13 protein-coding genes are annotated in these 12,357 nt (G+C 61.0%); 5 read left to right on the top strand and 8 right to left on the bottom strand.

Annotated elements, in window-relative coordinates:
• Positions 1 to 228: 228 nt before the first annotated feature.
• Positions 229 to 2,574: an ATP-dependent Clp protease ATP-binding subunit ClpA gene (clpA, locus tag GOB87_RS11835; RefSeq protein WP_166316957.1), complete on the top strand. Its 2,346-nt coding sequence runs from the start codon at positions 229 to 231 to the stop codon at positions 2,572 to 2,574.
• Between the two features lie 68 nt (positions 2,575 to 2,642).
• Here clpA and GOB87_RS11830 read toward each other — a convergent pair whose 3' ends face one another.
• The 3 genes from GOB87_RS11830 to sucC all read right to left on the bottom strand — a co-directional run bounded on the left by GOB87_RS11830 (position 2,643) and on the right by sucC (position 5,415).
• Positions 2,643 to 3,236, bottom strand: a complete 594-nt coding sequence (locus GOB87_RS11830) for a phosphatase PAP2 family protein (protein WP_166316954.1) — start codon at positions 3,234 to 3,236, stop codon at positions 2,643 to 2,645.
• A gap of 104 nt (positions 3,237 to 3,340) precedes the next feature.
• Positions 3,341 to 4,216 carry a succinate--CoA ligase subunit alpha gene (gene sucD / locus GOB87_RS11825; protein ID WP_166316951.1) on the bottom strand — a complete coding sequence of 292 codons (876 nt, stop codon included), beginning with the start codon at positions 4,214 to 4,216 and terminating at the stop codon, positions 3,341 to 3,343.
• The gene (gene sucC, locus GOB87_RS11820; protein WP_166316948.1) at positions 4,216 to 5,415 is read right to left on the bottom strand and encodes an ADP-forming succinate--CoA ligase subunit beta; all 1,200 of its coding nucleotides are present in this window, start codon (positions 5,413 to 5,415) and stop codon (positions 4,216 to 4,218) included. The genes sucD and sucC overlap by 1 nt, the downstream gene beginning before the upstream one ends.
• 227 nt (positions 5,416 to 5,642) lie before the next feature.
• On the opposite strand from sucC, the gene GOB87_RS11815 reads away from it, so the two are divergent.
• The 4 genes from GOB87_RS11815 (at position 5,643) to GOB87_RS11800 (ending at position 8,618) form a co-directional block, all read left to right on the top strand.
• Positions 5,643 to 6,434, top strand: coding sequence for an inositol monophosphatase family protein (locus tag GOB87_RS11815; protein WP_166316945.1), 792 nt, complete (start codon positions 5,643 to 5,645; stop codon positions 6,432 to 6,434).
• A gap of 140 nt (positions 6,435 to 6,574) precedes the next feature.
• Entirely contained in the window at positions 6,575 to 7,291 is a 717-nt protein-coding gene (locus GOB87_RS11810; RefSeq protein ID WP_166316942.1) for a YfdX family protein, read from the top strand.
• A 228-nt stretch (positions 7,292 to 7,519) separates the two neighbouring features.
• Positions 7,520 to 7,993, top strand: coding sequence for a TspO/MBR family protein (locus GOB87_RS11805; protein WP_166316939.1), 474 nt, complete (start codon positions 7,520 to 7,522; stop codon positions 7,991 to 7,993).
• A 112-nt stretch (positions 7,994 to 8,105) separates the two neighbouring features.
• Positions 8,106 to 8,618, top strand: coding sequence for a cupin domain-containing protein (locus tag GOB87_RS11800; protein WP_194303333.1), 513 nt, complete (start codon positions 8,106 to 8,108; stop codon positions 8,616 to 8,618).
• A 506-nt stretch (positions 8,619 to 9,124) separates the two neighbouring features.
• On the opposite strand, the gene cas2e is transcribed toward GOB87_RS11800, so the two are convergent.
• The 5 genes from cas2e to GOB87_RS11775 form a co-directional block, all read right to left on the bottom strand.
• Positions 9,125 to 9,466: a type I-E CRISPR-associated endoribonuclease Cas2e gene (cas2e, locus tag GOB87_RS11795; RefSeq protein ID WP_166316936.1), complete on the bottom strand. Its 342-nt coding sequence runs from the start codon at positions 9,464 to 9,466 to the stop codon at positions 9,125 to 9,127.
• Complete coding sequence (cas1e, locus tag GOB87_RS11790) at positions 9,447 to 10,406, bottom strand: type I-E CRISPR-associated endonuclease Cas1e (RefSeq protein WP_166316933.1); 960 nt, start codon at positions 10,404 to 10,406, stop codon at positions 9,447 to 9,449. Before cas1e ends, cas2e begins: the two co-directional genes overlap by 20 nt.
• A gap of 13 nt (positions 10,407 to 10,419) precedes the next feature.
• The gene (gene cas6e / locus GOB87_RS11785) at positions 10,420 to 11,109 is read right to left on the bottom strand and encodes a type I-E CRISPR-associated protein Cas6/Cse3/CasE (protein WP_166316930.1); all 690 of its coding nucleotides are present in this window, start codon (positions 11,107 to 11,109) and stop codon (positions 10,420 to 10,422) included.
• On the bottom strand, positions 11,106 to 11,891 hold the full coding sequence (cas5e, locus tag GOB87_RS11780; protein WP_166316927.1) for a type I-E CRISPR-associated protein Cas5/CasD: 786 nt from the start codon (positions 11,889 to 11,891) through the stop codon (positions 11,106 to 11,108). Before cas5e ends, cas6e begins: the two co-directional genes overlap by 4 nt.
• 6 nt (positions 11,892 to 11,897) lie before the next feature.
• Positions 11,898 to 12,357 (bottom strand): type I-E CRISPR-associated protein Cas7/Cse4/CasC (locus GOB87_RS11775; protein ID WP_194303332.1); only part of this gene is annotated, 460 nt, incomplete at its 5' end.

The raw sequence follows: 12,357 nt of genomic DNA, 5'->3' as shown, positions 1-12,357 counted from the left end.
CACATCGCCCGATTTCGTAACCATTTACCAATCTCGGTCGCGCAGAAACCATACTTCCCGCCTCGATGTTGAGAGGCTTCGCCCATCCGAACCAGATTGGTCATGATTTTTTTTCGGCAAGTCCTTCCTTATGGCTGGCAATTCTCCAGCAACCGCCCAAATATGATGACAGGACCGAGTCCTCGCGGCGTGTCCGAATACGGTCGCCGCTGAAAGGAGTACCGACTCATGTTGTCACGCAATCTCGAACAGACGCTGCACCGGGCGCTGACCTTGGCGGGCGAGCGGCATCATGAATACGCTACTCTTGAGCATCTGCTCATCGCCCTCATTGATGACCCGGACGCTGTCACGGTCTTCCGCGCCTGCGGCGTGGACCTCGACAAGCTGCGCGCGGACCTGACCGAGTTCCTCGACAAGGATCTCGCAGGTTTGACGGCAGAACGTCCGACCGAACCCAAACCTACCGCCGCCTTCCAGCGCGTGATCCAGCGTGCGGCTATCCACGTCCAGTCCACCGGACGGGACGAAGTGACGGGCGCGAACGTGCTGGTGGCTCTCTTTGCCGAGCGCGAAAGCCACGCGGTCTATTTCCTGCAACTGCAGGACATGACACGGTTGGATGCGGTCAATTTCATCTCGCACGGCATCGCCAAGGCGCCTGATCGCTCGGTTCGCCGCAGTTCGAACGGCGCTCCTTCCGCATCCGCCCCCGACAAGGATGGCGGCGAACGCGAGGAAAAAGGACGCGGCACCGCTAAAAGCGGAGAGGCGCTGGCCGCCTATTGCGTGGACCTCAACAAGAAAGCCACGGACGGCAAGATCGACTCTCTTATCGGCCGTGATGCCGAGGTTGAACGCACGATCCAGATCCTGTGCCGTCGCACCAAGAACAACCCGCTCTATGTGGGCGATCCGGGCGTGGGCAAAACCGCGATCGCCGAAGGTCTGGCCAAGCGCATCGTCGAAGGCGACGTGCCGGAAGTGCTACTCAACTGCACGATCTACTCGCTCGATATGGGTTCGCTTCTAGCGGGCACCCGCTATCGTGGCGACTTCGAAGAGCGGCTGAAAGCGGTTGTCACCGACCTTGAGCAGAACCCCGGCGGCATCCTGTTCATTGACGAGATCCACACCGTTATCGGTGCGGGAGCAACGTCGGGTGGCGCGATGGATGCGTCCAACCTGCTCAAGCCCGCACTGGCGGCTGGCACGCTGCGCTGCATCGGCTCCACCACCTACAAGGAGTTCCGCCAGCACTTCGAGAAGGACCGCGCCCTCGTGCGCCGGTTCCAGAAAATCGACGTGGAGGAGCCCAACCTTGATGATGCGGTGAAAATCCTTCGCGGCCTGAAGACCAACTACGAAAAACATCATAAGGTCCGCTACACGGACGAGGCCATCCGCGCCGCAGTGGAACTGTCGGTGAAATACATTCACGACCGCAAGCTGCCGGACAAGGCCATCGACATCATTGATGAAGCGGGCGCCTCGCGGATGCTCCTGCCCGAAAGCAAGCGCCGCAAGACCATCACCTTGCGCGATGTGGAAGAGGTCATCTCCAAAATCGCCCGCATTCCGCCCAAGACGGTCTCGGCGGACGACAAGGAAGTGCTGCGCACGCTTGAGCGTGATCTCAAGAACATGGTCTTCGGCCAGAACAAGGCCATCGAAGCCCTGTCGGATGCGATCAAACTCTCCCGTGCTGGCCTGCGCGAGCCCGAGAAGCCGATCGGCAACTATCTGTTCTCCGGCCCCACGGGCGTCGGCAAGACGGAGGTGGCCCGTCAACTCGCCAACACGCTGGGCATCGAACTGATCCGGTTCGACATGTCGGAATACATGGAACGCCACTCGGTCTCGCGACTTCTGGGCGCACCTCCGGGCTATGTCGGCTTCGATCAGGGCGGTCTGTTGACAGATGCCATCGATCAGCACCCGCACGCGGTTCTGCTGCTCGACGAAATCGAGAAGGCGCATCCGGATCTGTTCAACGTGCTGTTGCAGGTCATGGATCACGGCCAGCTTACGGACCACAACGGTAAGACGGTCGATTTCCGCAACGTCATCCTTATCATGACGACCAACGCTGGTGCGGCCGATCTGAGCAAGGAGGCCATCGGCTTCGGGCGTGACTCCCGAGAGGGCGAGGACGAAGAAGCGATCAAGCGCCTCTTCACACCGGAGTTCCGCAACCGTCTGGACGCGATCATCCCCTTCAGCAATCTCCAGCCGGAGACAGTGGGGCGCGTGGTCGAGAAGTTCGTGCTTCAGCTCGAAGCCCAGCTTGCCGACCGCAATGTGACGATCGAGATGACCTCGGCGGCCAAGGAATGGCTCGCAGAACGTGGTTACGACCGTCTGTATGGCGCACGGCCTCTCGCCCGCGTCATTCAGGACTCCATCAAGAAGCCACTGTCCGAAGAGCTTCTGTTCGGGCGTCTGGTAAAGGGTGGCGCGGTCAAGATTTCGGTCAAGGACGGGGCGCTGGCCTTCGATTACATGGAGACCAACACATCCGCTTCCACCGATGCGGCAGAAGAGGGCGAAGAAAAGCTGGACTCCAATTCCTGACCTCTTCTCGGCTTTGCAGCAAAAGCCTCAAAAGGCGCCCCGTCATCACGCGGGGCGCTTTTTTCGTATCAGCCTTTCGCGCAGGCGGCGTGAGGCATCACGGAACTTCGGGCCAGTCGGGAGATCCATTCCTCCACCCCTGACCGATGGCCGTAACAAACCACCACAAGGCTTCCCACCACGAACAGAAGCATTGCCAATCGGGCAGGAGCAACGGCCACACGCTGTCCATCGAGCAACCACCGCATGGCTCCCACCGCCAGCAGGCCGATACTTCCCCCCGCCACTACTTCGGCGGGCGTATGCACATGAAGATAAAGGCGTGAGGCGGCAAAGGCCGAGGCAAGCATGACGGCGCCCAGCGTCACGACCCATTTCCGTTGGCAGAACAGGGCCAGAAGACCCCCGTACACCAGCGTTCCGCCCATGGTGTGACCGCTAGGACTGTAAAGCACGCGGTGTGCGGGTAAACCGCAGCGTTCAAACCACAGTTTCAGCACGAATGTGACGAAAGACGCGGTGCACACGACGAAAGCCCAGACGAAAGCCGGACGATAGCGTCGGATGCATATGAGTGACAGAAAGACCGCCACTTCCGCAGGAATGAGAACGGCCTGATCCGCAAGATCGCTGAATGCCCCGATCACCGCGGCATTCTCCATGCAACACCCACCCGACTTCCTTCACGCTGCCCGGTCGTCCATAACCGCGCCCGTCATAGCGGCAGATGAGCAGCAGGCAAACCATCCCAAAGAAGAAGAAACCCTTACCCGCCGAGTGCGGCCCGCAATGTCGTGCCCAACTCTGCGGGAGTGGGAGCGATGTGCACACCAGCGCTTCTGAGCACCTCGATCTTGGCCGCCGCCGTGTCGCCGCCACCCGAGATGACCGCGCCCGCATGACCCATGCGGCGTCCGGGGGGCGCAGTCAGCCCGGCCACAAGCCCGACAACCGGCTTTTTCAGCCCACTGTCCTTGATAAACCGCGCCGCGTCGTTTTCGGACTGCCCGCCGATCTCACCGATCATGATGATGGAGTCCGTTCCCGGATCGGCCATGAATCGCTCCAGCACATCGACGAAATCCAGCCCCTTGATCGGATCTCCGCCGATGCCCACGCTTGTGCTCTGGCCCATGCCCAGCACCGTCGTCTGGGCTACGGCCTCGTATGTTAGCGTGCCGGAGCGCGAAACGACGCCCACCGTGCCGGGGCGATGGATCGGTCCCGGCATGATGCCGATTTTGCATTGGCCGGGCGTGATGACGCCCGGGCAGTTCGGCCCGACCAGCAATGAGTTCGAACGATCAAGCGCCATACGCACCCGCAGCATATCCTGCACGGGAATACCTTCCGTGATGCACACGATCAGAGGCACCTCAACGGCAATGGCTTCCAGAATGGCATCGGCCGCCCCCGCTGGCGGCACATAAATGACCGTCGCGTCCACTTTTGCGGCCTCCATCGCCTGCGCCATCGTGTCGAACACGGGCAACCCAAAATGTGTCTCTCCACCGCGTCCCGGCGTCACGCCGCCCACGATCTTCGTGCCGTACGCGAGCGCCTGCTCGGAGTGAAACGTCCCCTGCGCGCCGGTGAAACCCTGCACCAGAACCTTCGTGTCGTGATCGATCAGAATGGACATCAGGCAGCCCTCCGTGCCCGCACGGCCGCGACAATCTTGCGGGCGGCATCTCCCAGATCCGTGGCAACGATGGCGTCCAGCCCGGATTTTTCGATCAACGCCATACCCTCCTTCACCCGCGTACCCGCAAGCCGGATCACAAGCGGCACCCGACAGCCGGTTTTCTGGCAGGCGTCGATCACAGCACCCGCGATCAGATCGCAGCGCATGATGCCGCCGAAAATATTGACCAGAATCCCCTCGATATGCGGATCGGCCAGCAGGATGCGAAACGCCGCCGCCACTTTCTCTTTCGAGGCACCGCCCCCCACATCGAGGAAATTGGCCGGATTTTCCCCCTCTTCCCGAATGATATCCATTGTGGCCATCGCCAACCCCGCGCCGTTGACCATGCAGCCGATGGTGCCATCCAGTCCGACATAAGACAGGCCAAACCGCTCGGCTTCTCGCTCACGCGGGTCTTCCTCGCTTTCGTCGCGCAGTTCCAGCAACTCGCGATGACGGAACAGACCGTTGTCATCGAACGCCATCTTGGCATCGAGCGCGACCAGATCGCCCTGCTTCGTCACGACCAGCGGGTTGGTCTCCACCAAGGAAGCATCGAGCGCCACAAAAGCCTCGTAGGCGCTGCGTGCCACCTTCGCGAAACCATTGATGAGCGGCCCATGCAGCCCGATCCGCGTCGCCAGTTCGCGGGCCTGATGGTCCGCCAGCCCCAGCGCCGGATCGACCGAGACCTTGTGAATCTTCTCCGGCGTTTTCGCCGCCATATCCTCAATGCTCGTGCCGCCCGCGTCCGACGCCACAATCACAATCCGCCTCAGCGTGCGGTCCACAAGCAGCGAAAAATATAGCTCGCGCTCAATGTCGCAGCCTGCCTCCACATACAATTTATGAACAACACGTCCCTTCGGACCGGTCTGCTTCGTCACCAGCACGCGGTCGAGCATGTCATAGGCCACAGCCTTCGCCTCATCCGGCGAGTGCACCAGCTTCACGCCGCCCAGATCGGGATGATCGAGGAAATGCCCCTTACCCCGTCCGCCCGCATGGATCTGCGCTTTCACGACACATAATTTGCCACCCAGAGCCCGCACGGCATCCCGCGCCTCGTCCGGCGACTGGACGACCTGTCCGGCCAGCACCGGCATCCCGTAGGATTTCAGAACCGCCTTCGCCTGATATTCGTGGATATTCATTGCCCTGCCACCTGTCACCGGTTCGGAAGGATGCGGCGTTGGCCGCGCGTTTTCTCCATCCGGCATACGGATGCCATCGCAGCCGCGCCAAACAACGAATCGCGAGCGGACAGAGCAGCCTCATCCTCCCCGCTCTCGACGAAGCCCCATGCTCCTGCGTATCTGGAAGTCGGAACATCGTTCACAGCAAAGAGGCGGCCCGGACGTGAGCGGGCCGAAACACACGCATGTCAGCAGCCATCGCACGCCGTTTTGAAGCCGCCCGCGCCGTCGTAGCCGATGCTGCGCGCCTCGCCATGTCCATGCGTCCACCGCCGGGCGGCCCGGTCGGTATTCAGAAATCCGCTCAGGACTGGCTGACCGAAGCCGATGGCGCGGTGGAAGCCTTCATTTCGCAGCGTATGGCCACGCTTTTCCCTGATGATGGGTTTCAGGGCGAAGAAGGCGGCATGACCCGCAAGGGCGGCCTGCTCTGGGTGGTCGATCCCATCGACGGCACCTCCAACTACGCACGCGGACGCAACCGCTGGTGCGTCTCCCTCGGCTTGCTGGAAGACAATAAGCCTGTCGCGGGCATCGTGGCGGCTCCAGCGCTGAATGAAACCTATACCGCCCTTATCGGTCATGGCGCGCACCTCAACGGCACGAAAATGCAGGCCTCTCCCGTGAAGGACACACGCAGCGCCATGCTGGAAATGGGCTGGAGCAATCGTGTACCGAAAGACGTGTTCATGGATCGCATCGGCGCGTTTCTGGATCTCGGGGCCATGCCACGCTCGGGCGGCTCCGGCGCTCTCGCGCTCACCGATGTCGCCTGCGGACGGTTGGATGGCTATCTGGAGATCGTCATCAACCTGTGGGATGTGGCCGGCGCCCTGCCCATTCTCGCAGAAGCCGGCGCACGGGTTTCGCCCTTCCTTGAAGAAGGAGGTCTTGAGGGAGGCGCCTCCATCCTTGCCGTTGCGCCGCACATTGCCGAGGCCGTGGCGACAGCCTCAAAGATGAAACTGCTTCCCTGAAGGACTGTGTCCCTCCGCGCATGGCACCTGCCCGCTCCATGGATGGCATTGAAACGTCATGTTCGCGTTACGATATGACATGCATTCCGGGTGCGCCGTCAGGGCCGCCCGAATCGTGTACGTCCAAGGAGTTTCTCATGATGAAGCGCATGTCCCCGCTGGCTTTCGCTGCGGCACTCGCTCTCTCCCCCGCTCTTGTGAGCGCGCCTTCCCATGCCGCCAGCACCGTCCACACGAAGTGGGAACAGTACAAGGCCGGTCGCGCCCTGCGTCATCTCTCTGCCGATGGTCAGCGCGCATTCGCGGACATGCTTCAGGCACGTGATCTGCTGGCCTCCGGTCAGACGGACGCCGCCATTCCGGCGCTGACCGACGCAGCCCAGCGTCTGCAGACCGCCAGCACGGACAACACCAAGCTGGTCGCGGCCGAGACGGCCCTGACGCCGGCTCCCCAGCATCCCGCTGCGCCGACCCACACACCCTCGGCGGTGCAGCAGGTCTGGATCCCGGTCGGGGGTGAGTTCCTTGAGACGGAAACGCTGGCTCCTGAAAAGAAGGCCGCTGTGGCCAGCGCGAACAAGCAGCTCAAGAGTGGCTCGCCCAAGCAGGCCGCCGAGACGATGCAGGTCGTGGATGACAAGCTCGACTTCATCGTAGCACTCGCCCCTCTTGCCCCAACGCAAGGCGCTCTGAACCGGGCCAAAGTGTTCACGGAAGGCCGTGATCCGCAGAGCGCGCTGTCCGCACTGGATCAGGCTCTCAACGGCGTTGTGTTTGTGGCTGACGATCTTCTGGACGCACAGGCCGCACCTGCGGGCGCTCCGGCCCCAGCGGCAAAAGCTCCTGCTACGCCATAATTTTCCAGCTCTTTCAGTTTGTTTCGATCATGGCGCATCGTTCTCACGGACGATGCGCCATTTTCATATGAGACATCTTGGTCGTCTCCCAGCATAAAGCGTTCTCATCCGAACCAAAGCGACGGCGCAACCTCACCCCTTCCCGTAGCGTTTCTCTGACATCGCGCATGACGCGCCCTGTCCCCATACCCCGGGCCAGAGACCACAGTCCGGGAAAGGACCCAATACATGAAACGTCTTTTCACGACGGCCCTGACGACGGTTGCGGTCGGCGCAGTCCAGATGCTCGGCAGCCGTTACAGCCCGACCTCCACACATCCCGCCACACGCGACTGGTATCGTGGTCTCACCAAGCCATGGTACACACCGCCCGCACCGGTCTTTGCCATTGTCTGGAGCAGCCTCGACGCCACGCTGATCGATGCAGGCGCGCGTCTGCTGACAGCCCCTCCCTCGCGTCAGCGCTCTCACGCCGTTCGTGCATGGTTTGTCACGCTGGGCGGAATGCTGCTGTTTCCCAAGGTGATGTTCGGATGGAAACGGCCCGACGTCGCGTTCGGTGTCACGCTTGGCACACTTGCTTCGGCAGCAGCGCTTGTTACCGCAGCGGACCGCACGACATCGCGCCGTCTGACGCCGCTGCTGCTCTGGCTCGCTTTTGCATCCGTGCTGCAACATGAAGTCTGGCGGCGCAATCGTTGAGATTTCAGGACAGAGAAGATTTTGTGCCCCTATGTTCAGGACATTTCATGAAAAACATGTCGGAACGATTCTGCCCCTGTTCCATTCCGGAGGCCGCAAAAGGATTCGCCTGATGCGCTTACATCCCATCCTCGCGCTTTTTCTGTTCATTCCGCTGTCTTATGCACACGCTGCCTCAGATACACCACCGCCCACCATGTGGTACTGGCACAACTGGACCGACCACAACGGCGTCAGTCACAATACGCGGTGCCCACTGCAAAATTTCGATCTCAAGTCGATGTCGAAACCGGCTGGACCGCAATGGCAGAACCGGCTTCCAAGCGGTCAGAGTCAGGTGATCTTCACCGTCCAGCCCGCCCACTGGAACGGCACCTGGCACCCCGACCCGAAGGTGCAGTGGATCATTCCGCTGAAAGGCTCATGGTATGTCACAGCCATGGACGGCACGAAGGCGGTCATGGGACCGGGAGATGTCTCGCTTGGAGAAGATCAGGCCAGCCGCAAGGATGCGAAAGGCCATGTCGGGCATTTCGCGGGTAATGTGGGAGATGGGCCAGTGGAACTGATGGTTATCCAGACGGATGAAACACCGACAGTGGACCGGCCCTGTCGCTTTCGGTGAGGGCAGTCGATCCATAAAAGTTTTCGGATGACACACCCCATCCTTTCTGTGCATCATGAAAATAAAGCAGCGTGATGACACGGTGTTATTCTATCTGCCGTAGCCACCTCCCAAGGGGCACTATGCAGGGTTCTGATAGGCCCTGCTCACGCGGCTCAGTCTTTCACATCAACGTCAAGACTGTCCCATAGCAATCGGTTTTACTTCACGTGCCGCGCCGTTTTTCATCCGCTCGCAGAAATGTTTTTCAACGTCGCAGCCCGTCCCCAACTCCAGATTATAGAACAGTTCATCCCCGCGTGTGCGGGGAACACCGCGAGGCCGAGGCGGATATGATAGCCCAGCCCGGTTCATCCCCGCGTGTGCGGGGAACACATCAATGGCGACGGGAAGCGTATGTCCAACGACGGTTCATCCCCGCGTGTGCGGGGAACACTCTTCGTGGAAACACTTGATTCCACAGCATTATTTACATGTCAAAGATTCCACCGATAATGAAGCCTCTTTTATCCTCTGCCCCGACGCCGTGGAAGGGTGGCTGTAGCCGGTCCGAGTTGCATCGGAAGAGCAGCCTCAGGACCGAAAGCAACGACCCGGAATCCATCCATATCCACCGGCACACGACGGTTCCGGCCACAGGTATCGAATTCGAATCCCGCATCATTCGCCGCCGCCCAAGCGATAACGGCATTGCCCTCTTCGATATAGGCGCAAACCTGCCCCCAGATCATTTCGCGCACGCGACGGCCGTAGCTGCCAATATAAACACCGGCCCGCACTTCAAGCATCCACACCGCCAACCGTCCCCGCAGACGCGGCGGGGCATTTTCAACCACGATGACCAGCATCACCCAGCCCCTTGGAATCCTGAAACGCCACAGGCATGGCCTCCTCTTGCGCAGGTGGCACATCAAGACCACCAGCCTCCAGCACCTCTCCAATCAAAGGGATAAGGCGCCCCAGAATGTTCGTACGCCGGAACTGATCACGACAACGATGCCGGACGGTTGCCACCGGATCGGTCACACGTTGCCCATCCAGCGGACGCTCGCGCTGGACCGCTGCCGCGACGCGGAACGCTTCCGGCACCACAACCTCGAATTTCACGATATCCGCGATGTCATAAACAAAACTCTGGGGTTTTCCCGTATGAAGAAAACCGATGGCCGGGGCGTATCCAGCCGCCAGAATGGCGGCTTCCGTAACCCCGTAAAGCGCTGCTGTGGCGGCCGACAGACAGCGGTTAACCACGTTGGCAGTGTCCCACTCATGAGGATCATAGCGACGCCCATCCCATTGCGCACCATGTGAACGAGCCAGAATCTTATAGGTCTCACGCACCCGGGCCCCCTCGATACCGCGCAACTGATCCACGGATCTTCGTTCTGGCGCGTCTTCTCCAAAACGAAGGGCATACATCTTGCGCACGACCTTCAGCCGCGCTGTGTCATCGAGCGCCAGACGAGCCTGAAAAAGAAGCCTGTCCGCCCGTGCGCCGCCCGGTTGACCGGACGCATACAGCCGCACGCCTGCCTCCCCCACCCAGATCAGAAGCGTTCCGGCCCGGGCCGCGAGTGCTGCGGCTGCATGACTTACCCGGGAGCCCGGCTCCAGCATGAGGCAGGCAATGCCTCCGATAGGAATGTGGGTGCGCACGCCTTTCTGGTCCACAACCACAAAGGCGCCGCCCAGAACGTCGAGTTGGCCCATGGCCACGAACAGAATGGACGAGCGCTCTTTCATGGGAATCGGACGTGGCGGGGGCAGCCCCGGGATGGGACGGGACATGGATTTTCTCCCGTCAGGATGCGCGGCGAACGAGCATCAACCCACACCCAAATGCCCGCGCCCGTCCGAATCCCCGCATAAGCGCAGGCACAAAAATATCAGGAGCGCGCACAGTCAGGTCCGCCGTCATGTCCACCACCCCAAAAATCGCCTGACTGCGCCCCTGCGCGCGAGGAATACGCCACACATCACAATTTTCTATGACAAGTGTCTCAAGGTCCGGTGCAAAACCGGCGCGATCACCCACTCGTTCAAGCCACGCCCCCATGACAGCGGGAACAAGACCTTCCCGTGCACAACCACGCTCTGCGGATGGCAGACGATGCAGGGCATCCATCACCACATCGTGCCGCTGGCTGCGCGCGCGTCCGGGCGTCTTGCGATCGACCGTTGCATTGGCCCGCAGGAGAAAGCGCAAACGGCTGCCTTCCTTCAAACACGGTGCGAAATCGCGGGTCTCGATATCGAAAAGCCCGTGCGCATCCACGGGCTGCCGCATGGACAGCACCATGAAACGTCCGGCATCCATCTGCCGCCACAAAAAATCGCGCGAGCGCTGGGCGTCGTCTCCAAACAGGGTCCAGAGCAGATGGTGTGCGGCTCCATGCTGCCGGCCTTCCCCTTCTGGCACCAGCAACCGCGCAATGGCCTGCACCGGCGCATCCCGGCGCAGAGACACACGAGAGAGAAAACCTTCACTCATGCGCGCATCTCCGTGCCACACAGGAGAAGAGCTTCTTCCCGGAGGCCAAACTGCCAACGCGCACGCGATATCGGCTGGTCACGTCGCGTTTCCCGACGCAAAACACGATGCCCAGCACCATGTTCCGCCACATCCGACGCATCGAGCACGACAAGCGTTTCCCGATTTTCCTTCCGACAGGCTGTGAGTTCCTCTCGAAAGGAGCCATAATGCCCACGCAGACGTGCTTCGGGGCCATTTTTCTGGCGGTCCAGAAGAACGGAGACGCCACTCTCGCCTTTCACAAGAGCGGGAGCCAACGGCAAACCGGGAGGGCAGGCTTTCCGCCCCAATGATGGCGTAAAGACCGGCGCATTCATTGCATCGTGCAATGCGTCCAGAGACCACCGCGCCGCCTCGCCCCGTACCCACATGGCGCCCAGATGCCAGCTTCCGATCCGATAGTCCCTGCGAGACAGGATCGTAGCCAAATCATCGGGCATATCGGTCAGTTCCTGCGCGCGCGTCGCGGGCCGCCAATTACGCCGGGACGGAACAGTCTGCGCAGTGTGATAGTCGGTCAACAAACGCCCCGATGCCTGACAGAGAACAGCAAGACCATACTCCGTCGCCAGCGCGGATTGTGCGCTTTCGTCCGTCCGCAGCACGCCCAGACACGCTCCCACCAGCCCCAGCACAGCGGAACGCGCTGGCCTGTCCCATCCATCACGACGCTCACCCACAGCAAGCGCCCCGAACGATGCCATGGGTGCGACCATGGCGAATGTCAGGAATTGCCCCATATCCGGTTAGGTCCGGCAAAATGTGACGATGTCGGCCAGCGTGGCGCTTTTAGTATTACCCAATTCCAGTTCGCATGTTGTCTCTGCTCCCGGCCCGTAAACCCGCGTAAGTTCACCACGAAACGTCTTCAGAGCTGCGATGGAATCTTTCATGAGATCCATCCCACCGACAGGATGCGCAAACGCTCCCGCCAGCGTGCGCGGCTGCGCATCTCCTTTTTCCGCCAGCACATAGCCTGCTCGCGCCAATGCTGCGAAGCTGTTCTGCTTGCCGGAAGGGGCGATGACCGCCGCTGCCTGCGCCAGCGCGCCGAGTGCCGCTTCCGCCACACCAGTCTGGCTCTCGTCGCCAAGATGGAGGGATCGAAGAACCCTTGATTGATGTGCTTGGCCGGTAATTTCTGGGTTTTGGCGATTTGATTGACGGTTTTTGCGATGGCGTCCAGTCTGCGTTTTGAGCAGATTG

It is taken from the genome of Acetobacter estunensis (genome assembly GCF_011516945.1).
GTDB classification, from domain to species: domain Bacteria; phylum Pseudomonadota; class Alphaproteobacteria; order Acetobacterales; family Acetobacteraceae; genus Acetobacter; species Acetobacter estunensis.
Note: the sequence above shows the minus strand (reverse complement) of the source record. Positions and strands in the feature narration are given on the sequence as shown.